The organism is Pseudomonas sp. NPDC089547 (genome assembly GCF_050280665.1).
Lineage (GTDB): Bacteria > Pseudomonadota > Gammaproteobacteria > Pseudomonadales > Pseudomonadaceae > Aquipseudomonas.
Genome location: NZ_JBNNVS010000018.1, coordinates 92690 through 117136 on the forward strand (window position 1 = coordinate 92690; position 24447 = coordinate 117136).

The following is a 24447-nucleotide window of genomic DNA, read 5'->3' on the forward strand; positions in this document are numbered from 1 at the left end:
ACAACCAAGGAGCTCGACCGTGGAGCAAGCCGCAAGCAATGACCAGGCAATAACCCGCGACAGCCTGTATGGCACTGCTGCAGAAAGTACCTACGCCGGCATCACCAGTTTCTCTCGCCGCCGCTACAGCCGCGACTTGCGCGGTGTGGATGTGGTGGTCAGCGGTGTGCCGTTCGATACCGCCACCAGCAACCGCCCAGGCGCACGTTTCGGCCCGCGGGCTATCCGCGCCGCCTCGGTGCAGCAGGCCTGGGCCCGGCACTGGCCGTGGGCGTTCGACCCGTTCGACCACCTGGCAGTGATCGACTATGGCGACTGCGCTTTCGACAATGGCACGCCGCAGTCGGTGCCAGACAGCATCGAGGCCCATGCCAGCCATATCCTGGAGGCGGGCTGCGCCATGCTTACCCTCGGTGGCGACCACTTCATCAGCTACCCGCTGCTCAAGGCCCACGCCCACCGGCATGGCCCGCTGGCGCTGATCCACTTCGATGCCCACAGCGACACCTGGCCGGACGAGGAGGGCAAGCGTATCGACCATGGCACCATGTTCTGGCATGCCGCCCGTGAAGGCCTGGTGGACCCGGCCCACTCGGTGCAGATCGGCCTGCGCACCACCAACGATGACAGCCAGGGCTTTGCCATCCTCGACGCCCGGCAGGTGCATCGTAAGGGTACTGAGGCGATCATCGAGGCGATTCGCCAGCGGGTGGGTGAGCGGCCGGTGTACCTCACCTTCGATATCGACTGCCTTGACCCGGCCTATGCGCCCGGCACCGGTACACCGGTGTGTGGCGGCTTGAGCACCGTGCAGGCGCTGGAGATTCTGGGCGGGTTGCGCGGTATCAATCTGGTGGGCATGGACCTGGTGGAAGTGGCGCCGGCTTATGACCATGCCGACATCACCGCATTGGCCGGGGCGACCCTGGCGATGGAGATGCTGTGCCTGTATGCGGCCCGGCACAAGGTGGATAAGGCCCAGTAACCTGGGCCGCTGCGCAGCCCCTGTGGGAGCGGCCTTGCGTCGCGATAGGGCTGCGCAGCAGCCCCATAGGTCCATACTGAAACATCAGGAATCAACTCCACCCGCATTCACACTTTTGCCGCGAACCCTTCGCGCCTTAGGCTATCAAACTCACCAGGCGCGGCATTTTCGTACAGGAGGTGAAGCATGAGCCCGTCATTGCCCATCCTGGCCCTCGGCCTGGCTTTGTGCCTGCCCGCACACGCTGCGCCGCAGCAGCCTTTGCAGCTCGCCGCCGGCAACAACAACCCCTACAACAGCCCTATCCAGCGCGCCAACCCCAACAGCCGCCAAGGCAGCATGCCGGCCACGCCCCCCGTGCGCGGTCCGTCCACCGACCCGTACCAGCGTACGCCCAGCCTGGACAACCGCGGCATCGGCAACGGTGACAACCTGCGCCGCCAGCAACAAACCCCGAACCTGGAACCGACACGGCCACCCCGCGACAACACGCGTGCGCCGTGAGCCCCTATGAAAGGAATTCTGCATGCCTAGAGCAACCTGGCTAGCCACCCTGACTGCCGCTGCACTCATGCCCCTGTTGGCACAGGCCGCGGCGGAGCAACAGTTTCGCAGCGAAGCAGGCACGTTGACCGTCAGCACCCTGGCCGACGGCCTGCGCAACCCTTGGGCGCTGGCTTTTCTACCGGGTGGCAAGGACATGCTGGTAACCGAGCGCGCCGGCAACCTGCGGGTGGTCAACGCTGAGGGCAAAGTCGGCCCACCGATCAGCGGCGTGCCCAAAGTCTGGGCCGAGGGCCAGGGCGGCCTGCTGGATGTAGTGCTGTCGCCGGAATTCGACAAGGACCGCACCGTGTACCTGTCCTATGCCGAAGAGGGCAGTGACGGCAAGGCCGGGACCGCTGTCGGCCGTGGCCAGCTCTCCGAGGACCGCGCCCGGCTGGAGAACTTCAGCGTGATCTTCCGCCAGCAGCCCAAGCTGTCGGTGGGCAACCACTTCGGCTCGCGCCTGGTATTCGACCGCAATGGCTACCTGTTCATTGCGCTTGGCGAGAACAACCAACGCCCGACTGCCCAGGACCTGGACAAGTTGCAGGGCAAGATCGTGCGCATTCTCCCCGATGGTGAAGTGCCCAAGGACAACCCCTTCGTTGGCAAGGACAACGTGCGGCCGGAGATCTGGTCGTTCGGCCACCGCAACCAGCAAGGCGCCGCGCTCAACCCCTGGACCGGCAAGCTGTGGACCCACGAACACGGCCCGCGTGGCGGTGACGAAATCAACATCCCCGAGCCCGGCAAGAACTACGGCTGGCCTATTGCGACCCATGGCATCAACTACTCGCTGCTACCGATCCCCGAGGCCAAGGGCAAGCATGTCGACGGCATGGTCGACCCACACCATGTATGGGAAAAGTCGCCAGGTATCAGCGGCATGGCGTTCTACGATAGCCCGACATTCAAGGCTTGGGATCACAACCTGTTCATTGGTGCGCTGGCCACTCAAGAGCTGATCCGCTTGCAGCTGAAGGGTGACAAGGTGGTGCATGAAGAGCGCCTGTTGGGTGACTTGAAGACGCGTATCCGCGATGTGCGGGTGGGGCCGGATGGGTACCTGTATGTGCTGACCGATGACAAGGATGGTGCGTTGCTCAAGGTAGGCCTGGCCGACTGACGCGGTCCCTGTAGGAGCGGCCTTGTGTCGCGATGGGCCGCAGAGCGGCCCCAACAATCTATGCAGCGATGCTGAAATCCTGGGGCCGCTGCGCGGCCCATCGCGACACAAGGCCGCTCCTACACGGGCCGCTTTAGCTGTGTAGAATGCCTCATGGCCATCACTCCCCAATCCCTTTACCAGCAAGCCCTGGCCACCCAGGGCTATGTCGCCGACCCTGCCCAGGCCCGCGCCGTCGAGGCCCTGCAAGCCTGCTTCCTTGCCGTGGAACAGGGCCGCCCGACCCAGGGCATCTACCTATGGGGACCGGTCGGCCGCGGCAAGACCTGGCTGATGGACCAGTTTCACCGCTGCCTGTGCGTACCCAGCCGGCGCCAGCACTTCCATCACTTCATGGCCTGGGTCCATCAGCGTCTGTTCCAGCTCAACGGCACTGCCGACCCGCTGCTGGCCTTGGCGCGGGAACTGGCCGGGCAGATCCGCGTGCTGTGCTTCGACGAACTGTTCGTCAACGATATCGGCGATGCGATCATCCTCGGCCGCCTGTTCCAGGTGCTATTCGACCAGGGCGTGGTGATCGTCGCCACCTCCAACCAGCCCCCCGAACAGCTCTACCGCGACGGTTTCAACCGCGACCGTTTCCTGCCGGCCATTGCCGCGATCCAGCGGCACATGCAGGTGCTGCCGGTGGCAGGGGAGCAGGACCACCGCCTGCACCCAGGTGCCGAACGCCAGCGCTACTGGGTGGCAGAACCGGGGCAGGCCAGTCCGTTAGGCGAGGTGTTCCGCCAACTCAGCCCGGATGATCCCGGCAACGATCAGCCATTGCAGATCGGCTCCAGGCATATCCAGGTAGTACGTCGTAGCGAACAGGCCATCTGGTGCAGCTTTACCGGCCTGTGCGAACAACCACTGGCCTCCATGGAGTTCATGGCCCTGTGCGACCGTTTCCCGGCCATTCTGGTATCGGCCATTCCGGCGCTGGGCGGTGAGCAGCGGGCCGGGCGCATTGCCCGTGGTACCGAGGATGCGTCGGCGCGGGTGGTGGCGGGCGATCGTGAACTGCCGGCGCTGTCGCCCAAGGACGACGCCGTGCGCCGTTTCATTGCCTTGGTCGACGAATGCTATGACCGCCGCGTGGCGTTGTACCTGGAAGCGCAGGTGCCGCTCGATGCTCTCTACACTCAAGGGTATCTGGCGTTCCAGTACCAACGGACCCTGAGCCGGTTGCGAGAAATGCAGCTTCAACGGTTTGGCTGAACAGTGCAGGGGGCCGCTTTGCGGCCCCAATATCGGGGTTTGAGTACGGGTTTATTTGCTCAGCCACTCCACCAGCGTACGGTTGAACCGCACCGGCTCTTCGATCTGCGGCGCATGCCCCATGCCTTCGAAGGTGATCAACTCACCCTTGGGAATCAGCTTGGCCACCTGTGGCCCCAGCACCTCATACTTGCCCAGCTTCGCCTTCACGTCTGGTGGCGCGATATCACTGCCAATCGCGGTGGTGTCCTTGTCGCCGATCAGCAGCAAGGTCGGCATCTGCAGGTCCTTGAACTCGTGGTACACCGGCTGGGTGAAGATCATGTCGTAGATCAACGCCGAGTTCCACGCCACCGCTTCATGCCCCGGCCCCTTGTTCAGGCCCACCAGCATCTGTACCCAGCGTTCGTATTCGGGCTTCCACCGCCCGGCGTAGTAGGTCTTGCGCTCATACTCGCGCACGCCCTCGGCATCCAGCTTCAGCTCGCGGGCATACCATTGGTCCACCGTGCGGTAGGGCACGCCCAGGGCTTTCCAGTCTTCCAGGCCAATCGGGTTGACCATGGCCAGGCGTTCCACCTGCTGCGGGTACATCAGCGCATAGCGGGTGGCGAGCATGCCGCCCGTGGAATGGCCGAGCACGATGGCCTGCTTGACGCCCAGTTGTTCAAGCAAGGCATGAGTGTTGTTCGCCAGTTGCTGGAATGTGAACTGGTAATACGCCGGTTTGCTGGAGGTACAGAAACCGATCTGGTCGGGCGCGATCACCCGGTAGCCGGCCTTGCTCAGGGCGTCGATGGTGGTTTCCCAGGTGGCGGCGCAGAAGTTCTTGCCGTGCATCAGCACCACGCTGTGGCCATTGGCCTGGCCCTGGGCGGGGACATCCATGTAACCCATCTGCAGGGCCTGGCCCTGGGACTTGAAGTCAAAATGCTTGAGCGGGTGCGGGTAGCTGAAACCTTCGAGCTGGGGGCCGTAGGTAGGCGACTCGGCGGCGATGGCCGGGCTGCCGACAAGGCAGGCCAGGGCCAGGGCAGTTGCGCGCAGCATGGGGGCACTCCGTGTAGGGCCATGTAGGAGTGGGCGACTTTAGCAGCCAGGCGCGCGACGGGAACGTGAAAGGTGTTACCAGGCGTGAAACCAGCCCAGGGTAATCATCACCAGCACTGCGTAACGGCCAGCCTTGGCCAAGGTCACCAGCAGCAGGAAGCGCCAGAACGGCTCGCGCATGATGCCGGCGATGAGCGTGAGCGGGTCACCGATCACCGGCATCCAGCTGAGCAGCAGCGACCATTGCCCCCAGCGCTGGTAACGCTGTTGCGCCCGCTCCAGTTGGGCTGCACTGAACGGAAACCAGCGCTTGTCGCGCAGGTGCTCGATGGCCCGGCCCAGCAGCCAGTTGACCACCGAACCCAACACGTTACCCAAGGTTGCCACCAGCAGCAGGGTCGCCCAGGCCTCGGGCTGGCGCAGCAACAGGCCGACCAGCACGGCCTCCGATTGCAGCGGCAGCAGGGTGGCGGCGCCGAAGGCGCTGAGGAACAGCGCCCACAAGCTCAGCATCAGTAGTTGGCTACAACGGTGTCCTGGCCATCCTGGGTAACGCCGATGACCTGGTAGGCATCCTTGTGGTCACCCATTTCCATACCGGGCGAGCCCATGGGCATGCCCGGCACGGCCAGGCCCTTGAGGTCGCTGCGCTTGGCCAGCAGGCGCACCTGCTCGGCCGGCACATGGCCTTCGACGAACTTGCCGTCGATCACACCGGTGTGGCACGACGCCAGGCGCGGCGCCACGCCCAGGCGCTGCTTGACTGCGCTCATGTTTGGCTCCACGTGGTCGTTGACGGTGAAACCGTTGTCACGCAGGTGGCTGATCCAGGCCTTGCAGCAGCCGCAGTTGGGGTCGCGGTAGACGTCGATGGTCTCGGCGGCCTGGGCCAGGCCGGTGATGGCCAGCAGGCCCAGGGTCAGCAGGTGTTTGCGCAGCATGGTGAAGCACTCCTTTAGAAACGCAGGCGGATACCGGCGACCAGGCGGGTCTGGGCCAGGTCTTCGCCGTCTTCGCGGGCTTGGTCGGCACGCTTGCCGTACAGGCGGTTGAAGCTGACCCCGACATAGGGGGCGAAGCCGCGCGTGATCTCGTAGCGCAGGCGCAGGCCCACCTCGCTGTCGGCCAGCCCTGCGCCTTGCTCGCGCCCGCTATCGTTGCGGCCGTAGAGGTTGGCTTCCAGGGTCGGTTCCAGTATCCAGCGGTTGGTCAGCAGCATAGCGTAAGCGGCTTCCAGGCGCAGCGCGGTCTGTTGCCGCTCGCCGGCGTATGCCGTGGCCTGCAGCTCCAGGCCATACAGCGGCGTACCTTGAATGCCGAACGCGCCCCAGGCCTGGCCGCTGGCGGGCTTGAAGTCCTGGCGTATGCCTGCCACCAGCTCCCACCAGGGGCTGACGGCATGGCCCCACAGCGCCTGCAATTCGGATTTGTGGGTGCTGCCCTGTTCGCGCTCGCCCTCCGTGCGCAGCCACAGGCGGTCGATATCACCGCCGACCCAGGCGGTGGCGTTCCAGTTCAGGGCACTGCTGCTCTCGAAGTTCTGGTATTCAAACTTGTCGACGATCACGGCCCAGTTAATTGCGCGGTCGTGCACCTGATGCCCGGGCAAGGGCGGGAAGGCGGCGCGGCGGTCGGCGTCGCTGATGGCCGGCAGCGGCGTGCGCGGCTGGCTGGGTGTTGTCTGGCCATGGCTCATGCCTTCATGGTTCATCTGGCCATGGTTCATGTGCGCCATGCCGGCGGCCAGCGCCCGTTCACTGGCCAGCAGGGTCAGCAGGGCCACGCCGGCCACGATGCTGCGGTTGCGTGTGTCATTCATCGACGCGTACCTCGCGGAACATGCCGGTCTCCATGTGGTAGAGCAGGTGGCAGTGGTAGGCCCAGCGGCCCAGGGCGTCGGCAGTCACCCGGTAGCTGCGGCGGCTGCCGGGCGGCATGTCGAGGGTGTGCTTGCGCACCAGGAACTGGCCGTGTTCGTCCTCCAGGTCGCTCCACATGCCGTGCAGGTGGATGGGGTGGGTCATCATGGTGTCGTTGACCAGGGTGATGCGCACCCGCTCGCCGTAGCGCAGGCGCAGGGGTTGGGCATCGCTGAACTTGATGCCGTCGAACGACCAGGCAAAGCGTTCCATATGGCCGGTCAGGTGCAGTTCGATGTCACGCGAGGGCGTGCGACCGTCCGGGTCGGGGTAGGGGCTGCGCAGGTCGGCGTAAGTGAGTACGCGGCGGCCGTTGTTGCGCAGGCCGATGCCGGGGTCGGCCAGGTTGGGGCGCGGGGCCATGGTCTGCATGTCCACCAGTGGGTTGCCGGTTTCGCTGGCCGGGTGTTGCTGCATCGCCGGCATGGCGGCGTGGTCCATGCCGGGCATGTTGCTGTGACCCATGCCGGCCATGGCGCCCATGCCGCCGTGGCCCATGTCGTCCATGGCCAATACCGGGCGTGGGTCGGTTTCAGGCACCGGCGCTTGCAGGCCGGCAGCGCGGGCCAGGGTACCGCGGGCGAAGCCGCTGCGGTCCATGCTCTGGGCGAACAGGGTGTAGGCGGGCAGGTCGCCCACGGTGACCAGCACATCGTAGGTTTCGGCCACGGCAATGCGCAGTTCGTCCACGCTCACTGGCGTGACCGGCAAGCCGTCGGCGGCAATCACGGTCAGCTTCAGGCCGGGGATGCGGAAGTCGAAATACGTCATGGCCGAGGCGTTGATCAGGCGCAGGCGCACGGTTTCGCCGGGCTGGAACAGGCAGGTGAAGTTGCCTTGCGGGGGCTGGCCGTTGAGCAGGTAGGTATAGGTGGCGGCGCTGATGTCGGCCAGGTCGGTGGGGCTCATGCGCATGCGTGCCCAGGCCGTGCGCTCGGCGACGGTGGGGCTCCAGCCGTTGTCGGCGATATCATCGATGAAGTCACCGACCGTGCGTTTATGGTAGTTGAACGCGTCGGACTGCTTCTTCAGCGTGGCCATCAGCTGTTCCGGTGCCTGGTCGGACCAGTCGCTGAACAGCAGCACATGGTCACGCTGGTAGCGGTGCGCTTCGGGCTCGCGTGGCTCGATCACGATCGCGCCATAGACCCCGGCCTGTTCCTGTAGCCCCGAATGGCTGTGGTACCAGTAGGTACCGCTCTGGCGCAGGGTGAACCGGTACAGGTAGTCGCCGCCGGGTTCGATGCCGGCGAAGCTCAGGCCTGGCACGCCATCCATGTTGGCCGGCAGGATGATGCCGTGCCAGTGGATCGAGGTGTCCTGCGCCAGGTGGTTGCGCACGCGCAGGGTCACGGTGTCGCCTTCGCGCCAGCGCAGCAAGGGGCCGGGCAGGCTGTTGTTGATGGTCAGTGCGGTGCGCGGGCGGCCGGTGATGTTGACCGGGGTCTGGCCGATGAACAGCTCGAAATGCTGGCCGGCCAGGTCCTGGCCTTCGGCGGCCTGCGCCAGGGGGCGCCACAGCCCCAGGCCCGCCAGTGTGGTGGCGGCGCCCAGGCCTTTGACGAAGGTACGGCGGGTGGGGGTGCGCAACATGGCGTGGCCTCATGCGGGGGAGCCACGATGTTCGCCGCAGGCGCCTGTCAGGTAGCTGAGGCGCACATTACAGCGTTGTCAGCTTGCCACCTCGTCGGCCTGCAGGTCGCGCATCAGCAGGGCGTAGTCAAGCGCGACCTGCTCCGGGATGGGCAGGTACACCACGTGGCCGTCGCCCGGTGCCACGTCGATGGCCTGCTGCTGGCGGTTGCACAGGCGGTGCAAGTCGAAATGGTAGTTGCCGCGCGGGGTCATCAGCTCCAGGTGGTCACCCAGGGCAAAGCGGTTCTTCACCCTGACCTCGGCCAGGCCATCGACCCGCACGCCGGTCAGTTCGCCAACGAACTGCTGGCGCTCCGAGACCGAGTTGCCGCGCTGGTAGTTCTGGTACTCGTCGTGCACGTGGCGGCGCAGGAACCCTTCGGTGTAACCGCGTTGGGCGAGGGATTCCAGGTTGCCCATCAGGGTACGGTCGAACGGTCGCCCGGCCACGGCATCGTCGATCGCCTGGCGATACGACTGCACGGCTCGGGCACAGTAGAAGTGCGATTTGGTGCGGCCTTCGATCTTCAACGAATGCACGCCCATGCCGGCCAGGCGTTCGACGTGCTGGATGGCGCGCAGGTCCTTGGCATTCATGATGTAGGTGCCGTGTTCATCCTCGAACGCTGGCATTTCAGTGCCGGGGCGGTTGCTTTCCTGCAACAGGAACACCTGCTCGGTGGGCGCGCCCAGGCCCAGGGTCGGCTGCACTTCGCGCACGATGTCGCCAGTGGCGTTCTCGGTGGCCGGCGTGGCGTCGTACTGCCAGCGGCAAGCATTGGTGCAGGTGCCCTGGTTGGCGTCACGCTTGTTGAGGTAGCCCGACAGCAGGCAACGGCCGGAATACGCCATGCACAGCGCGCCGTGGACGAACACTTCCAGCTCCATGCCCGGTACGTGCTGGCGAATTTCCCCGATCTCTTCCAGCGACAGTTCGCGCGACAGGATCACCCGGCTCAGGCCGAGTTGTTGCCAGAACTGCACGCTGGCCCAGTTGACCGTATTGGCCTGCACCGACAGGTGCACCGGCATCTGCGGGAAGTGCTGGCGCACCAGCATGATCAGCCCGGGGTCGGACATGATCAGCGCGTCTGGGGCCATGTCGATTACCGGTGCCAGGTCCTTGAGGAAGGTCTTGAGCTTGGCGTTGTGCGGGGCGATGTTGACCACCACATAGAAACGCTTGCCCAGGGCATGTGCCTCCTGGATGCCCTGCGCCAGGTTGGCGTGGTCGAATTCGTTGTTGCGCACCCGCAAGCTGTAGCGCGGCTGGCCGGCGTAGACCGCGTCGGCACCGTAGGCAAAGGCGTAGCGCATGGTCTTGAGGGTGCCGGCGGGGGCCAGCAGTTCGGGCTTGGCGGTAGGGTTCATGGGCGCACCGGGGCAAAAGGCGCGGATGCTAAAGCCGGCGGGGTATACACGTATTGATTTACATCAAGGACGTGGCGGCACTTTTAGCCAAGCGGCGCGCACTAATATCCCAGAAGCCACTTGAGGAGATGCGATGAACGAAGCAGCGCTACAGAACAAAGCCCTGGCAGTACTTTTGGCGCTGGTGACCATTGCCTTTTTCTGGATCCTGCTGCCGTATTACGGTGCGATCTTCTGGGCGGTGATACTGGGCATCCTGTTCGCCCCGTTGCAGCGCAACCTGCTGATCCGTTTCGGGCGCAGGCGCAACCTGGCCGCAGCCACGACTACGCTGGTGTGCCTGCTGGTGGCGATCCTGCCGGTCATCATTACCAGCGCGCTGCTGGTACAGGAAGGTGCCACGCTGTATCAGCGTATCGAAAGCGGGCAACTGGACATCGCCGGCTATGTCGAACGCGGCAAGGATATGCTTCCGGCCTTTGCCCAGCATTCCCTGGACAACCTGGGCATGGGCAACCTCGACGGGCTACGCGACAAGATCACCAAATGGGCCACTCAGGGCAGCCAGGTGCTGGCCAGCCAGGCGTTCAGCTTTGGCCAGGGCACGTTCGAGTTTGTGGTCAGCTTCGGCATCATGATGTACCTGTTGTTCTTCTTCTTGCGTGAAGGTGCGGAAGTCGCGCGGCGGGTGCGGCTGGCAGTACCGCTACCCGAGCACCAGAAGCGCCGGTTGCAGCTGAAATTCAACCGCGTGGTGCGGGCAACCGTAAAAGGCAATGTATTGGTAGCCATTACCCAGGGGGCGTTGGGCGGTTTCATTTTCTGGGTACTGGATATTCCCAGTGCACTGGTGTGGGCAGTGCTGATGGCGTTTCTGTCGCTGCTGCCGGCGGTGGGGGCAGGTATCGTCTGGGCGCCTGTGGCGGCCTACTTCCTGATGACCGGTGCGATATTGCCGGGGATCATCCTGACCGCGTTCGGGGTACTGGTGATCGGCCTGGTGGACAACCTGCTGCGGCCGATCCTGGTAGGCAAGGATACGCGGATGCCGGACTACCTGATTCTGGTGTCGACGCTGGGTGGGCTGGCGGTGTTCGGCCTTAATGGCTTCGTGATCGGGCCGTTGATTGCGGCGCTGTTCGTGTCCAGCTGGGCAATCTTTGCCTCGACCAAGCCGCAAGTGCAATTGCCGCAGTAGATCATGCACGTGGGGCTGCCAGGCAGCCCCACTGGCGGGGTCAGAACGCCTGCGGCATCTCGCCCTTGGCCAGGCGGCGGTTGATGTCGGCGATCACTTCCGGCAGGTCGTTGATGGTGTCGATCAGGTAGTGCGGGCGCGAGCCGGCAAACAGCGTGTGGATGCGCTTGCGCTCGCTTTCCAGCTTCTCGGCACTCAGTGCGCGGTAGCCTTCCCAGGTCAGGCCCAGGGCATTGCCCGAGCACACCAGCGCCACGGTCCACATACCGGCACGGCGGCCTTCGAGAATACCCGGCACGGTGTCGTCGACTTTCACGCAGGCCGCCACATCGTCAATCCCCAGTGCAATCACGTTGGCCAGCGCCTGGGCCGGCCATGGACGGCCGTTCGGGGTTTCGTCGGTGGCCACCACATGGTCGGCCACGTAACCGTTTTGCGCGGCCAGCTCCACCACCTTGTCCATCACCACCTTCGGGTAGCCCGAGCACGAGCCGATCTTCAGGCCGTCCTGGCGCAGCCCGGTCAGGGTGTCCAGGGCGCCGGGAATCAGCGCCGAGTGCACGGCGATCTTCTCGATCTGCAGCGGCATGAAACGGTTGTAGATGGCAGTGACATCATCGTCGGTCGGCGTGCGGCCGAACACCTTGCGGTAACGCTCGGCAATGTCCGGCACGTCGCACAGGGTGCGGATGTGGTCCCACTTGCCCATGCCCATCGGGCCTCGGGCTTCTTCGATGGACACCTGTACGTCGAATTCGGCAAAGGCTTCGACAAAGATCTGGGTCGGGGCGAACGAGCCGAAATCGACCACGGTGCCGGCCCAGTCGAGGATGGCGGCTTGCAGCTGGGTAGGGTTGCTGTAGTTCATGTGCGCAAATTCCTGAATTCGGGTGGGCAAAGGGTCAGATGTCCAGTACTTCCATTTCCCGCAGCACGTCGGCCACGGCATTCACGGCGGCCTGCATGCCGTCCGCACCGACCACACCGATGCAACCGACGCGGAAGGTCTCGACCTGGGTCAGCTTGCCTGGATAGAGGATGAAGCCCTTGGCCTTGACCCGCTCGTAGAAGTCCTTGAACTGGTAGCGGGCGTCGTTCGGGGCGTGGAAAGTGACGATGATCGGCGCCTGGATTTCGGCCGGCAGGAAGCTGCGCAGGCCAATGGCGGCCATGCCGTCGAGCAAGGTCTTGCAGTTGTCGGCGTAGCGCTGGTGGCGGGCTGGCAGGCCACCTTCCTCGTTATATTGCTGCAGGGCTTCATGCAGTGCCGCGACCACGTGGGTGGGCGGGGTAAAGCGCCACTGGCCGGTCTTGGCCATGTACGTGTGCTGGTCGTGCAGGTCCATGGCCAGCGAGTGGGCATTGCCCTCGGCGGCAGCCAGCGCGGTTTTTTCGGCGAACACAAAGCCCATGCCCGGCACGCCTTCCAGGCACTTGCCGGAAGCGGCGATCAGCGCCTCGAAGGGGATTTCGCGAGCATCGATCGGCAGTGCGCCGAACGAGCTCATGGCGTCGATGATCAGGCGCTTGCCGTGGTCTTTGATCACCTGGGCGATCTCGGGCAGCGGGTTGAGGATACCGGTGCTGGTTTCGCAGTGGATCAGTGCAACGTGGGTAATGGCCGGGTCGGCGGCCAGCAGGCGGTCGACATCGGCTGCAGTGGTCGGCTGGTCTTCGGCGGTTTCGAAGGTGCTGTAGGTGCGGCCCAGCACTTTGCAGATCTTCGCCAGGCGTTGGCCATAAGCCCCGTTGATCAGCACCAGCACCTTGCCATCGCGTGGCACCAGGGTGCCGATGGCGGCTTCTACGGCGAAGGTGCCGCTGCCTTGCAGGGGTACGCAATGGTGGCTGGCGCTGCCGTCGATGATCGCCAGCAGCTGTTCGCACACGCTGGCAGTCAGTTGGTTGAAATCGCGGTCCCAGGAACCCCAGTCCACCAGCATGGCTTGGCGGGTGCGGATTGAAGTGGTCAGGGGACCGGGAGTCAGCAGGATAGGGGCGTTGCTCATTCCGTTTTTCCTCACAAGCGGTGGCGTGAAACTACGGTGCCTAGGTTGCAATTCACGCTGCCATCAATCAAATTGTTTATTGTTATCCGAGCTATAAGTCAGGCCGATATATATGAACCTGTTTCAGCTACGTGCCTTCGATGCCGTGGCCCGCGAGGGCAGCTTTACCCGTGCCGCCGAGCGGTTGTTCATCAGCCAGCCGGCGGTGACCGGGCACGTGAAAGCGTTGGAAGAGCATTACCAGATCACCTTGCTGCGGCGTACCGCACGGCGGGTCGAACTGACCGAAGAGGGCACCCGCCTGGCGGCCATCACGCGCGCCATGTTCGGTTTGGCCGAAGAGGCCCAGGCCATGCTGGAGGCCAACCGCCAACTGCTGACCGGGCGCCTGGAAGTGGCGGCCGATGGCCCGCACCGGGTGATGCCGATGCTGGCCATGTTGCGCGAACGCTACCCCGGCATCACCGTCAACCTGCGCTTGGGCAATGCCCAGGAAACCCTGGCAGCGCTGTTGGGCGAACATGCCGACGTGGCCGTGCTGACCGAGATCGAGCCGCGCAAGGGCCTGCATTTGCAAAAACTCTGCGAGTCGCGGCTGTGCGCCTTGTTGCCGGCCGGGCATGTTTGGGCGCAGCAGGAAGCAGACTTGCCACTGGCGCAGTTGCATCAGCAGATCATGGTATTGCGCGAGCCCAGTTCCACGACCCGGCGTACCTTCGACCGGGCTTGTGGCCTGGCTGCGGTGCAGCCGCGTGTGCTGCTGGAGCTGGACAGCCGGGAGGCCGTGACCGAGGCGGTGGCGTCTGAACTCGGGATTGGCGTCGTTTCATCGACGGAAGTAGCCAACGACCCCAGGGTAGTGGCGCGGCCATTGGCCGGGGCAGGGTTGATCAACCAGCACATGATCGGCTGCCTGGAACGGCGCCGTGAACTGCGACTGATCCAGGCATTCCTGGGCCTGGCCGCCAGCACATGAGGTTTGGCTGGCATTTTCCTAATGGGGGCCTAAGATGGCCGGCACAACGCGACCCGGGTGGCCGATGAGCGAGAAAGACACCATTTCCATGCAGCTGGTGCGTGAAGCGCTGCTGCAGACTTGCCCGGGTGGCAGGGCTGATACCGTGCTGCTCGGGCGGGCCGGTATAGAGGCCAGCGAGCTCGACCACCCCCAGGCACGTGTCACTGCCGAAGCCTACGCACGGTTGTGGCGCCTGCTGGCGCGCCGTTGCAATGACGAGTTCTTCGCCATGGACCCGCGCGGGCTGCGCACGGGCAGCCTGGCCTTCCTGTGCCGCGCGGCCATGGCTCAGCCGACCCTGGGCCTGGGCCTGGAGACGGCGCTGGAATTCCTCAGCCTGATGCTCGAAGACCTGCAGCCCAGCCTGGTACGCCAGCCGGGCCTGGCAGAAATCGTCATCAACGAGCCGCAAGATGCACCGCGCAGGGCCTTCACTTATTTCACCTTCTGGATGATCGTGCATGGTGTGGCCTGCTGGCTGGCTGGCCGACGCATCCCCATCCTGGCCATTGACCTGCGCTGCGCCGAACCGCCGTTCTGTGACGACTACCGGGTGATGTTTTCCGAGAACCTGCAGTTCCAGCGCCCGCGCACGCGCATGATCATCGCCGCCGATGGCCTGGACGTGCCGTTGCGGCGCACGGCCCTGGACTTGCAGCGCTTTCTCGCCGAAGCGCCCGGCAATATCCTGGTCAGGTACCGCGACCCGGACAGCCTGGGGCAGCGCATCCGCCGCAACTTGCTGGCCCTTGAGCCAACCCGCTGGCCGGACGCCGACAGCCTGGCGCGGCAACTTTGCCTGTCGGCATCGACCTTGCGTCGCCGCCTGGCAGAGGAAGGTCAGACCTACCAGGGCCTGAAGGACAGTGTGCGGCGTGAGCTGGCAATTGCCTGGTTGGCCGAGGATCGCCTGAGCATGCAGGACATCACTGCCCGGCTGGGTTTTGCCGATGGCAGTTCGTTCTACAAGGCGTTTCGCAAATGGTTCGGTTGTAACCCGGGGCATTACCGGCAGCTCGCCCAGGCGCGGGAGGGGCAGGCTGGCGCTGAGGGTGGCTGATTTCCTGCTGCTGTGGGCATTGGCCGTCGCGCAGGCTTGGGTATTCCATTGACCCCAGGTACTGCCATGCTTGTACACAATACAAATGCTCCGGAGCCGTCTGGCAGCAAGCTCGATACCGCTACCGACACCTTTATCGGCGCCATTCTGCCAGCCTGGCTGCAAAGGGCCACCGCTGCGCAGATCAACCGCCTGCGTGACAGTTTCAAGCGCCACCAGACCAACCAGGCGTCGCTGCGTGCGGCAACCTCGGCACTGATCCCGTTGCCCCGCTTCGCTGAAGAGCAATTTGCCACCCTGCTGGCCGACCGCCTGCCAGCAGGCTTGAAACTGAGCGGGTTGCAGTGGCTGCAAGTGCGTCGGGATTTTTCCCGGTTACCGGGCTTGCACTGGCCGATCTACGGGCCGCTTTACGATCGCCAACCTGCCTTGTTGCGCTTGATGCAGAACTTTCATGACGACGCTGAGATCCTGAGAGGTTCGGGGTTGGTCGCCAACGATACCGACCGCGTGTTGCTGGACGACCCTGAGCAGCTCGCCGAGGACTGCCGTGAGTGGGATGTCGGTGCACGCTATCAAGCGCTGCTGGAACAGGTATTCACCCCCGCCACCCTCACCTTGCTGGCAGAAGACAAGCGTGCCGGTTTGCTGCTGGCAATCGATGTGGCGGCGCTCAAGGGGGAACTGGGCAGCGAAGTGGAAGCAGCGTTGCGCTCGGTGGTGCAGGCTAGCTCGGAGCAAGTGCTGCGTGCCTACCCAGGATTACTGACCATGCTGGGATGCCCGATCAGTGATGCACTGGCCTTCCAGTTGCGCGGGGAGGGCGGCGAAGAAGGTGGGGTCGTGCTGTACCTGCCCAGTGACCCGAAACGCGCACTGCGCTATTTCGACTCTTGGGCATCGCTCAATCAGGCGATGGCTCAAGCACTGCAGCAGCGGGCTTACCGTCGCTTTTTCAGCCAGTTGGTGGCGCTGCAGGCACGGCCCGGGTTTCTGGCAACGCTCGAAAAGCGCCTGCAGGATGATCTGCCAGACCTTCAACTGGACGCAGCCACCGGCCACGGTGAAGTCTTCGAGCGGTTGGTCGTGCAGCAGGTGAAAAGGGCCAAGGGTGACGCGCGCACCCTCTTGGTGCCCACTGCCGATGTCGATCTGCAAGCCACCAAGGACCGCCTGCGGGCATGGGAAGATGCCGGGCTGGGTTTGCTCAACCTTGCCGGCCTGTTCATTCCGCTGGTTGGTGCCATGCTGCTGGGGCAACTGCTGGTGCAAACCCTGTCGGAAGTCTATGAAGGGGCGGTTGACTGGTACCATGGGCACCAGTACGAAGCGCTGGAGCACATGCTCGGGGTCGCCGAGACACTGGCGGTTGTAGCGGCGGTCGCGACCGGCGCCACGCTGGTTGCGCGTGGTTTCCAGCGCAGCACCTTTGTCGATGGGCTTGAGCCGGTTGCCCTGGAGGGCGGGGGGCGACGCTTGTGGCACCGCGACCTGAAGGCTTATCAGGTCACACCGGCCAGCTTGCGCCAGGATGCGCTTGGCCTGTTTGGCGAGGGGGAACACAGGTGCATGCGGGTTGGCGAACGCTACTGCCTCGTGCATCGGCCTGACCCGGATGGCGCCTGGCGCTTGCGCCATCCACAGCGTGACGATGCGTTCGGGCCGGAGGTCGAGTTCAATGGTGACAGAGGCTGGCGCTTGCGACACGAGCGGCCTCTGGAGATTGACGACACTGCGCACATGCTTGACATGCTCTGGCCGCAACAAGTGCCGCTGAGCACGCAGCGGGCGCGTGCGGTGTTGTGCGTGGCGGGTATCGACACCGAGGCGCTGCGTGGGCTGTTGGTGGCGGGGCGACAGCTCCCTGTCAACCTGCGCGAAACCCTGCGGCGTTTTGAGGCCGATGCGCGTATCGAGGCGTTCTTCGAGGCGATGCAGCGCGAGCTTCCGGCCAGCGATGACCTGGAAATTCAGCAGTGGTGCCTGGCTCAACCCGCCCTGTCGGGCCTGGATGCGCAAGCCCTGCGTGAGCGTGTGCTGGCGCTTCAGGCCTCGCTACGCGAGCAGCTGTTTGCGCACCTCAGCCGGTCAGAGCTCGCGCCTGATGCCTTGCGCGACCTTGTCCGGCGCGACTTCCCCGGCCTGCCGCCAGCCTATGCTGCAGCAGTGGTAGTGGACGTGGGCGAAGCGCAACGTGAGCTGGCGATACTGGAACAGCGGCTGCCCGTTAGCCTGGCCACCCACGCGCGCGCGTTGCTGCAGCAAGTGCGCCTGAGCCACGCCCTTGAAGGGCTGTACCTGGGCAGCGGCTACAGCGACCAGGCCGGAGAACTGGTGCTGGCCATGCTACCGCGTTTGCCTCATTGGCCGCGCAGTCTCAATCTGGAACTACGCCAAGGCACTGAATACGGCCCCAGGCTGGCGGTGATCGACCCCCAGGCTGCCTATCAGGCCACTATGGTACTGGTGCACAAGGACGGCGAGTTTCGTCTGTACGATCACAGCGGTGTAGAGCGTGAGGCTGAAATCGCCGCGCCAGCTGGTGTGTTCGAGGCCATCGTGGCATGCCTGTCTCCGACGGAGCTGGCGCGCCTCGAAATAGCAGGCGATAACCCTGCGGGGGCGCTACGGGCCCGTCTTGTCCAGCGCCTGCCCGCCACGCCAACCGGGTTGCGCAACCTGCTGGGCTGGCGCTCTGCAGAACCTCGGTTCTCGCCCCCGCAGCGCTTGTCGGATGGGCGTGCCGGCTACCCGCTCAGTGGCCGTGGGCAGGGCCGAAACTGGGCGGAGCGGACCCTGCGCAACCGCATTCGCGAACTGTACTGGGGCCTGAACGAAGGGCAGGTCGATACCTTCCTGCAACGGTTGCTGCTATCGGGCTCGCCCTACGAAAACATGCTGCGCCTGGAAGGCGAGTACAGCCAACTCGACCTGGCACTCAACCGCTGGGCCAGCGCCGAATTGAGCGACAACAGGCGCGCAGTGCGCCAGCACGTAGCAGGCCTGATGCGACGTGCCTGGCGTTTTCAGGGCGAGAGTGCGCGTGGTGCGGATGGCACCGTCGACGGCAGGCGCCTGGATCTCAGTGGCCTGCGGCTGCGAGCGTTGCCTGCGTTACCGGCGCAAGCCGACTTTGGCCATGTGACCGAACTGAACCTCGGCGGTTTGCAGTTGAACGCTGTGCCGTCAGCATTCCTGGGCGCGTTCAGTACGCTGCGGCGCCTGAGCCTCAACGACAACGGGCTGTTGCGTATTCCTGCTGGTATCAGCCGATTTACCCACTTGACCGAGCTGCGGCTGGCCCACAACCGCATCCGCATGGACCTGGACGGTACTCAGGCACTGGCGCGGCTGGCGGCATTGCAGCATCTCGACCTGAGCTTCAACCCGTTGGGCTCGATTGCCTTGCGGTTCAACCAGCTGTCGCAACTCCGGTCGATCACGTTGCGTCGGTGTGGTTTGTTGGCATGGCCAGAAGGGCTGGATAGCTGTGGCTTTCTCGACAGTGCTGACATTCGCCAGAACCAGATTGCCCAGGTACCCGAGCATGTCATGCTGATGCCAACGGTTTTTCGCCGGTCATTCAGGGTCGATGACAACCCGCTTGCGGTAGCGGACCGGGAGCGCCTGTTCGCCGAGCGTGTGCACGAGCACGCTGAAGCTGTGCCGCCGCTGTTCGAGCCATTGGCTGTGGATGCGGGCGGGAGAAGCCGCGAGCGCTGGCTGCAGCCCGTCGATGACGATTCACGCGAAGCGCGCGAGCAAGTCTGGGACAGATTGCTGGCACTGCCCGACAGTGCCGGCCTGTTTCGCTTGCTTCGGGACCTTGAGCGCACCCGGGATTATCGTGTCGCCCCTGGCTACCTCCACGGCCAGGTCTGGAATCTCTTGCATGCCATTGGCAACGACAGCCCATTGCGCTTGCAGGTCTTTGAGCGCGCCTCAATGGCGGTTACCTGTGTAGACAGCGTTGCCGGCCGCTTCAGCGACCTTCAGGTGCTGATGTTGACCAGCCAGGCGGTGCACGGAGCAGCGGGTAATGAACGTGCTGGCGAACTGTTGGGGCTGGGCCGCCAGCTGTTTCGCCTGGATGAAGTGTCCCGCTATGCACGGGCCGATATTGCCCAGCGTATGGCCCAGTTGCCACCTGCCGATGCCGAGCACTATGCCAGAGCCCGCGCCCGAATCGATGATATCGAGATCGACCTGTACTACCGCGTGCACCTGGCAAACGAGCTGGACCTGCCGTTGCAACCGCGTCACATGCAGTTTGAGGGTGTTGCCAACGTCACAGGCGCGCAGCTTCAGCAAGCCCTGGGAAGCGTTCGTGCTGCCGAAGCAACCCAGGCCTTGGCCGAAAGCGTCAGCCAGCGTGAATTCTGGTTGAACCACCTGCGTGCGGAATATCCGCAAGCGTTTGCGGCCATCGAGGAAGATTTCGCCGGTAGAGGTACCCAACTGGACGAGCAGCAGGGTGCGCTGACAAGCGCTGAATATGACCAGCGCTGGAAGGCGTTGCTCATGGAGCGCGATGCCGAACTGCATGCCCTGGCGCTGCAATTGACCCAGGAGGCCTTGGCCATGGAGGCGCTGCGGCAGGGCTGATGCTGGCTGTACGCCCACTTGGTGCGTCACCCCGCGGCGCTTCAAGTGGGTTCATCGAGCGATGCAACTGCATGGCCAATCGCGCAGCGCTTCCCTCTGCCGTCAGCGGCTTCTGTTGCAGAGGATTGCCGCTTACTGTCCGAAACAGGAGCCCCCGCGATGCCCCACACCGCTACCGAAAATCCACACCTCAGCGCACCGCAGGACGACAACGTCATCGACGACGTTATCCGCTCCAGCTTGCCCCAATGGTTGACACGGTCTTCCAGCGGTCAGATCGCAAGGTTACGTGAAGTGCTGAATGCCCACCATGCGACCCAGGCCCGTTTGCGAGGCCGCACGCTGGGCCTCCATTCTCCCCAGGTCTTTGCCGAGCGCCAGTTCAGCAGCCTGTTGGTACAACCACTGCCTGAGGGCGTGGGTTTTGAACAGTTGCAATGGCTGCAGATAGGCCCATCCTTCAGCGAGCAGCCTGGCGCTCTTCTAGGGGGTTACGCGCCAGCCGAGACACGAGAAAACGGCCTTCTGCGGTTGATGCACAACTTTGCCGACGTCCATTTCTACCAAGGTACGGGCCTTGTTGTGCCAGGAAACACAGCTTTGTTATCCGGATCATCCGCTGATCTGGTCAACGCATGTCGACGGCTTGATGTCGGCACCTTGTACCAGGCTGAACTGGCACGGGTATACGACGCCACCACCCAGACGCTTCTGGCGAGCGACAAACAGTCCGGTTTGAGCCTTGCAGTCGAGGTCGCGGCGCTGAAGGGCGAGATCAATGCCCATGAGCAACTGGCCTTGCGCGAAATGCTCGACGTGGGCGCGAGTCATACCCAGGATGGGCTCAAAGGCTATCCGGGCCTGCTGCAGATTCTGGGTTGCCCGGCCGCCGATGGGCTGTTGATCTACCTGCGGGACAAAGACGGGTCATTGCACAGCGTCATGCTGTACTTGCCCGGTGATCCCAGGCAAACCCTGCGTCGGTGCCTCTCGGTTTCGCAGTTGAGCAGCGCCTTGGTGGCGGCGTTGAGGGAGGATGGCTACGAGCAGTACTTCCTTAAGCTCATCGCGCTCGACCAGCGTGCAGAATTCGCCAGTACGCTGGGCAAGCGCCTTGGTGATGCAAAGCCTGACCTGGAACTGGAGGGTATAACCCAGGAAGGCTCGATTTTCGATGCGCTGGCCAGGCAGCAGGTGCAACGGCTCAGGGACGACGCCAGGCTGCTGTTGATACCTACCTCCAGCGTGGATGCCAATGCTGCCAAGGCAAGGCGGGAATCCTGGAAAGCTGCCGGGTTGAGCCTGTCGAACCTGGCTGGCCTGTTCATTCCTGCGGTCGGCGCGGTGCTGATGGCGAAAATCGTCGTGCAGACCCTGGACGAAGTATTCGAAGGCGTACGGGACTGGTCGCTAGGGCATCAGCATGAAGCGCTGGAGCATATGCTGGGTGTGGCAGCTACCGTGGTGGCCACTGCTGCAACGGTAGCCACTGTAAGCTTTATGCGCAGTGCCTTTGTTGACGCAATGGAGATTGTCAGCAAGGACGGCAAAACCAGCCGCCTGTGGGCAAGCGACCTTGAACCATACAGTTGCGAGCGTGGAAACGCAGTGCTGCAGAGCGACGGCCGCTTCACAGATGGCGTGCGGCACTGGATAAGGCTGGGTGGCCGATTTACTGAAGTTCATCAGCCAGAGCCGGGTGGGCTCTATCGCCTGCGGCATCCGCAGCGGCCAGCGGACTATGGGCCAATCGTGCTGCACAACGGCGAGCGCAGCTGGCAACTGTTGCACGGCCGACCACAAGCGCTGAGCGACTCGGCGGCCATGCTCGACACGCTTTGGCCGCACGATCCACCCCTGGACGACACAACTGCCGAACGCATTCTGCGCGTGGCCGGCATGGATCAGGAGGAGTTACGCGGGCTGCTGGTCGAAAACCGGCGGGCCTCGGTCAATTTGCGGGTGACCCTGGATTACTTCGATGCCGATGCACGAATCGAGGTGTTCTTTCGGCAACTGCAGCAAACACCGCCGGTGGTCAGCGACCCTTCGCTGCTGGCCTGGTGCGAACAGCAGTTCGACGTCGGCAACGGCGCAGCCAATGTCTTGCGCGCCAAGGCACGGCTGCGTAGCCCGTTGTTCAATCACCTTACTCAGCCGGCCGCGAGCGGCGATGGCTTGGCAAGGCAATTGAGTACGGCATTTTCGGGGCTTCCCGATGCCTATGCACAAGCGTTGGCCAACGATGCCCACGCCGTCGAGGAGGGGATCGCCGGGGAGGACGCATCGACGCCAGAACCGCAGCGCATCCCGCTGGTGCTGGCAAGCAAGGCCCATGCGTTGGCACGCGTGGCCAGATTCAACCGGATGATGGCCGGGTGTTACTTGCCCAGTGCCTACTCTGAGGATACCGGGGTGTTGCTGTTCCACCTGCTCGAAACGCTGCCGCTTGAAGGCCTCAATGTGTCCTTGGGCAATGATGTTGCCGGGGACGAACCGCTGGCATCGATCGTTGCAGGGACCCCTGAGAGCCCGCATTACCAACTGGTTCATGAACAAGGTGGGTTCAGCGTCTACGACGAACAAGGTGCCAGGATCGAAAGCGAACACCTCGACGGCATCTACTCAGCGCTTGCCTGGGTGTTGGGCGAGCGCGGGCTGTTGGGCGAACTGCAGATCGAAAGCGAGCATGCCCCCAGCCGGCTGCGCGACAAGCTTATGCAGCAATTGCCAGGCACTCAGGCCGCTATCGAGCGCTTGCTTGGCTGGGCACCTGTGGCGCGCTGGTGGAACCCTGGGGAACGCTTGGCGGATGGGCGCGTCGGTTACTTGCTCAGCGGGCGCAGGCCAGCGCGCCTCAGCCGCAAGGCACGCTTGCGTGACGGTTTGCGGCAGTTCTTTCCCGGGTTGGATGATGCCCAGCTGGAGCGCGAACTCAATGGCAGATGGCGGCGGGGGCTATCGGTCAGTGCCGAACTCCGTTCGCTTGAAGATGACTTGTATCAGTTGACGGGCAAGCTCAACGCCTGGGTGGGGGTCGCCTTCAATACTGCCGAGCGCAATGCGCGGCTGCAGGTCGCAGAGCAGTTGCTGCGGGCCTGGCGTGGCTTGGGTGAGTTTCACGAGTCAACGGTACAAGGCGCACGTGGTGGGCTCAAGCTGGTGTTCAACGGCTTGCCTGTTACCACGCTTCCAGACCTTCCCCAGCAGCTCACCCTGCAACACGTAAGCACGCTGGTCATCCAGGACACTGCCATTGGCCAGGTGCACGCGTCCTTCCTCCAGGCCTTCTCCGAGTTGCAACGGCTGGACTTGAGCAACAATCGACTGCTGGCCTGCCCAGGCGGGCTTGGTTATTTGAGCAATCTGCGGCACCTGCGCCTTGCGCGCAACCAGATTCGTCTGAACGCCCAGGCCGTGGAGGCGCTGGCCAGCCTCTCGCAGTTGACCCACTTGGACTTGAGTGGCAACCCGGCACTGGGCACGTTCAACATCAATTACCTTCGCCTGTCGCAATTGACTGTAATCAGGCTGCGGCGGTGTGGGCTGAAGGTGTGGCCGACGAACATCGAGCTTTGTGGTTTTCTGCGCGAGGTGGACCTGCGTGACAATGCGATCCAAACCGTGCCGCGCGAGGTGTTGCGCATGCCCAGCGACTTTCGCCAGGCGTTCGTTGTGACGGGGAATCCGTTAAGCAGGATGGAGCTGTCCAACCTGGTTGCGCTCGACCCTATCCAGGAAGTGGGCGAGACGGAGACCGGCCGGCCCTGGTGGGTAAGAGCGGGCGAGTCTGACGCCGAGCGTGGTGGTATCTGGGACGCCTTGAGCGCAGACGCAGACAACGCAGCCTTGTTCAGGCTGCTGGAGCGACTGGAGCCACAGGCGGGGTTCAGCTGGCAGGAGCGTTACCTGATCGAGCGCAGTTGGGACATCTTGGCGCTGATGCCCCGCGACGAGGTGTTTGCGAGTTCGGTGCGAAGCGTGTTGGGCAGCACGCTTGGCGATGAAAACGATGCGATAGAAAGGTTCTCGCAGTTGCTGCGTCTGCATGCCGAAGCCAGGGCGATGAACAACGAACCCGCTTTGTCAGGTCAGGTTTTGTTATCACTGGGCCGCAGCTTGTATCGGCTGGATCGACTGCAGGCGTTCGTGCTGGCTGATATCGCCGAGCGGGGTGCGCAGCTTGACGCCGGCTTGCAGGGAGCGCTGGGCCTGCGTTACCGGGTCAGGTTGCGCAGGGCATTGGCACTGCCGTTTCAGCCATTGCGCATATACGACATTCAGGCGCCGAGCATCAGTGCAGCACTGGTCGCCTCGGCCCAGGAATCGGTCGAGGCAGCCGCTGGCGACGACTTCGTTGCGCAGTACCTGTGCCGTCAGGTTTTCTGGCAGCGTTTCCTGGAGCGCTTCGACCCAGCTGCATTCGCGGTTGTAGGGCAGGAAGACGCGTTGCAGGCGCTGCGCCAGCGGCTGACCCTGGAGTACCTGCAGCGCATGGCGCGAATCGACCACGGCACGGAGCGAGGAGTGGGCCGATAGCGGCGCTGACCCAGTGCAGCGGCCAAACCGGTCATCCAGATTGACAGCTTTGGCCATTGTCGCCGCGCTCAGGCGGCGCGAACATCATCGGACCGAGGGTTAACTCCAAAAAACAATAAACCGGGA

General features: G+C 63.9%; 17 protein-coding genes. 9 read left to right on the top strand and 8 right to left on the bottom strand.

Features of this window, described 5'->3' with window-relative positions; genetic code table 11:
* Positions 1-19 precede the first annotated feature (19 nt).
* The 4 genes from speB (at position 20) to zapE (ending at position 3917) form a co-directional block, all read left to right on the top strand.
* Positions 20-985, top strand: a complete 966-nt coding sequence (gene speB / locus ACQKPZ_RS14840; protein WP_427539260.1) for an agmatinase — start codon at positions 20-22, stop codon at positions 983-985.
* A 186-nt stretch (positions 986-1171) separates the two neighbouring features.
* Positions 1172-1489 carry a hypothetical protein gene (locus ACQKPZ_RS14845; RefSeq protein ID WP_427539263.1) on the top strand — a complete coding sequence of 106 codons (318 nt, stop codon included), beginning with the start codon at positions 1172-1174 and terminating at the stop codon, positions 1487-1489.
* A 22-nt stretch (positions 1490-1511) separates the two neighbouring features.
* The gene (locus tag ACQKPZ_RS14850; RefSeq protein WP_427539265.1) at positions 1512-2657 is read left to right on the top strand and encodes a PQQ-dependent sugar dehydrogenase; all 1146 of its coding nucleotides are present in this window, start codon (positions 1512-1514) and stop codon (positions 2655-2657) included.
* A 153-nt stretch (positions 2658-2810) separates the two neighbouring features.
* Positions 2811-3917 carry a cell division protein ZapE gene (zapE, locus tag ACQKPZ_RS14855; RefSeq protein WP_427539268.1) on the top strand — a complete coding sequence of 369 codons (1107 nt, stop codon included), beginning with the start codon at positions 2811-2813 and terminating at the stop codon, positions 3915-3917.
* A 51-nt stretch (positions 3918-3968) separates the two neighbouring features.
* On the opposite strand, the gene ACQKPZ_RS14860 is transcribed toward zapE, so the two are convergent.
* The 6 genes from ACQKPZ_RS14860 to yegQ all read right to left on the bottom strand — a co-directional run bounded on the left by ACQKPZ_RS14860 (position 3969) and on the right by yegQ (position 9892).
* Positions 3969-4967 (bottom strand): alpha/beta fold hydrolase, encoded by a 999-nt coding sequence (locus ACQKPZ_RS14860; RefSeq protein ID WP_427539271.1) that lies wholly within the window; start codon positions 4965-4967, stop codon positions 3969-3971.
* A 75-nt stretch (positions 4968-5042) separates the two neighbouring features.
* Positions 5043-5480 carry a YqaA family protein gene (locus ACQKPZ_RS14865; protein WP_391132435.1) on the bottom strand — a complete coding sequence of 146 codons (438 nt, stop codon included), beginning with the start codon at positions 5478-5480 and terminating at the stop codon, positions 5043-5045.
* Positions 5480-5908 carry a DUF411 domain-containing protein gene (locus ACQKPZ_RS14870; protein WP_086977007.1) on the bottom strand — a complete coding sequence of 143 codons (429 nt, stop codon included), beginning with the start codon at positions 5906-5908 and terminating at the stop codon, positions 5480-5482. Before ACQKPZ_RS14870 ends, ACQKPZ_RS14865 begins: the two co-directional genes overlap by 1 nt.
* Before the next feature lie 14 nt (positions 5909-5922).
* Positions 5923-6786: a copper resistance protein B gene (locus ACQKPZ_RS14875; protein ID WP_427539274.1), complete on the bottom strand. Its 864-nt coding sequence runs from the start codon at positions 6784-6786 to the stop codon at positions 5923-5925.
* Positions 6779-8479 (bottom strand): copper resistance system multicopper oxidase, encoded by a 1701-nt coding sequence (locus ACQKPZ_RS14880; protein ID WP_427539277.1) that lies wholly within the window; start codon positions 8477-8479, stop codon positions 6779-6781. Before ACQKPZ_RS14880 ends, ACQKPZ_RS14875 begins: the two co-directional genes overlap by 8 nt.
* A gap of 78 nt (positions 8480-8557) precedes the next feature.
* Positions 8558-9892, bottom strand: coding sequence for a tRNA 5-hydroxyuridine modification protein YegQ (yegQ, locus tag ACQKPZ_RS14885; RefSeq protein ID WP_427539279.1), 1335 nt, complete (start codon positions 9890-9892; stop codon positions 8558-8560).
* Positions 9893-10025: 133 nt separating this feature from the next.
* Between yegQ and ACQKPZ_RS14890 the strand changes: the two genes are divergently transcribed.
* Positions 10026-11090, top strand: a complete 1065-nt coding sequence (locus ACQKPZ_RS14890; protein ID WP_427539282.1) for an AI-2E family transporter — start codon at positions 10026-10028, stop codon at positions 11088-11090.
* Positions 11091-11130: 40 nt separating this feature from the next.
* Here ACQKPZ_RS14890 and phnX read toward each other — a convergent pair whose 3' ends face one another.
* Together phnX and ACQKPZ_RS14900 are read right to left on the bottom strand one after the other, a co-directional pair.
* A complete protein-coding gene (gene phnX, locus ACQKPZ_RS14895) occupies positions 11131-11958 on the bottom strand; it encodes a phosphonoacetaldehyde hydrolase (RefSeq protein ID WP_427539285.1) in 828 nt (275 codons plus the stop codon).
* Positions 11959-11992: 34 nt separating this feature from the next.
* Positions 11993-13099: a 2-aminoethylphosphonate--pyruvate transaminase gene (locus tag ACQKPZ_RS14900; RefSeq protein ID WP_427539288.1), complete on the bottom strand. Its 1107-nt coding sequence runs from the start codon at positions 13097-13099 to the stop codon at positions 11993-11995.
* Positions 13100-13211: 112 nt separating this feature from the next.
* On the opposite strand from ACQKPZ_RS14900, the gene ACQKPZ_RS14905 reads away from it, so the two are divergent.
* From ACQKPZ_RS14905 to ACQKPZ_RS14920, 4 genes are all read left to right on the top strand, one after another.
* Positions 13212-14075, top strand: coding sequence for a LysR substrate-binding domain-containing protein (locus ACQKPZ_RS14905; protein ID WP_391138035.1), 864 nt, complete (start codon positions 13212-13214; stop codon positions 14073-14075).
* A gap of 64 nt (positions 14076-14139) precedes the next feature.
* Positions 14140-15177: an AraC family transcriptional regulator gene (locus ACQKPZ_RS14910; RefSeq protein ID WP_427539291.1), complete on the top strand. Its 1038-nt coding sequence runs from the start codon at positions 14140-14142 to the stop codon at positions 15175-15177.
* A gap of 66 nt (positions 15178-15243) precedes the next feature.
* A complete protein-coding gene (locus tag ACQKPZ_RS14915; RefSeq protein ID WP_427539294.1) occupies positions 15244-19782 on the top strand; it encodes an NEL-type E3 ubiquitin ligase domain-containing protein in 4539 nt (1512 codons plus the stop codon).
* Positions 19783-19941: 159 nt separating this feature from the next.
* Positions 19942-24321, top strand: a complete 4380-nt coding sequence (locus ACQKPZ_RS14920; RefSeq protein ID WP_427539297.1) for an NEL-type E3 ubiquitin ligase domain-containing protein — start codon at positions 19942-19944, stop codon at positions 24319-24321.
* Positions 24322-24447 lie beyond the last annotated feature (126 nt).

Excerpts from the sequence above, each read along its gene's own strand:
- ACQKPZ_RS14845 (WP_427539263.1), top strand. The coding sequence starts at position 1,172 with ATGAGCCCGTCATTGCCCATCCTGGCCCTCGGCCTGGCTTTGTGCCTG.
- ACQKPZ_RS14850 (WP_427539265.1), top strand. The coding sequence starts at position 1,512 with ATGCCTAGAGCAACCTGGCTAGCCACCCTGACTGCCGCTGCACTCATG.
- zapE (WP_427539268.1), top strand. The coding sequence starts at position 2,811 with ATGGCCATCACTCCCCAATCCCTTTACCAGCAAGCCCTGGCCACCCAG.
- ACQKPZ_RS14860 (WP_427539271.1), bottom strand. The coding sequence starts at position 4,967 with ATGCTGCGCGCAACTGCCCTGGCCCTGGCCTGCCTTGTCGGCAGCCCG.
- ACQKPZ_RS14865 (WP_391132435.1), bottom strand. The coding sequence starts at position 5,480 with ATGCTGAGCTTGTGGGCGCTGTTCCTCAGCGCCTTCGGCGCCGCCACC.
- ACQKPZ_RS14870 (WP_086977007.1), bottom strand. The coding sequence starts at position 5,908 with ATGCTGCGCAAACACCTGCTGACCCTGGGCCTGCTGGCCATCACCGGC.
- ACQKPZ_RS14875 (WP_427539274.1), bottom strand. The coding sequence starts at position 6,786 with ATGAATGACACACGCAACCGCAGCATCGTGGCCGGCGTGGCCCTGCTG.
- ACQKPZ_RS14880 (WP_427539277.1), bottom strand. The coding sequence starts at position 8,479 with ATGTTGCGCACCCCCACCCGCCGTACCTTCGTCAAAGGCCTGGGCGCC.
- yegQ (WP_427539279.1), bottom strand. The coding sequence starts at position 9,892 with ATGAACCCTACCGCCAAGCCCGAACTGCTGGCCCCCGCCGGCACCCTC.
- ACQKPZ_RS14890 (WP_427539282.1), top strand. The coding sequence starts at position 10,026 with ATGAACGAAGCAGCGCTACAGAACAAAGCCCTGGCAGTACTTTTGGCG.
- phnX (WP_427539285.1), bottom strand. The coding sequence starts at position 11,958 with ATGAACTACAGCAACCCTACCCAGCTGCAAGCCGCCATCCTCGACTGG.
- ACQKPZ_RS14900 (WP_427539288.1), bottom strand. The coding sequence starts at position 13,099 with ATGAGCAACGCCCCTATCCTGCTGACTCCCGGTCCCCTGACCACTTCA.
- ACQKPZ_RS14905 (WP_391138035.1), top strand. The coding sequence starts at position 13,212 with ATGAACCTGTTTCAGCTACGTGCCTTCGATGCCGTGGCCCGCGAGGGC.
- ACQKPZ_RS14910 (WP_427539291.1), top strand. The coding sequence starts at position 14,140 with ATGAGCGAGAAAGACACCATTTCCATGCAGCTGGTGCGTGAAGCGCTG.
- ACQKPZ_RS14915 (WP_427539294.1), top strand. The coding sequence starts at position 15,244 with ATGCTTGTACACAATACAAATGCTCCGGAGCCGTCTGGCAGCAAGCTC.
- ACQKPZ_RS14920 (WP_427539297.1), top strand. The coding sequence starts at position 19,942 with ATGCCCCACACCGCTACCGAAAATCCACACCTCAGCGCACCGCAGGAC.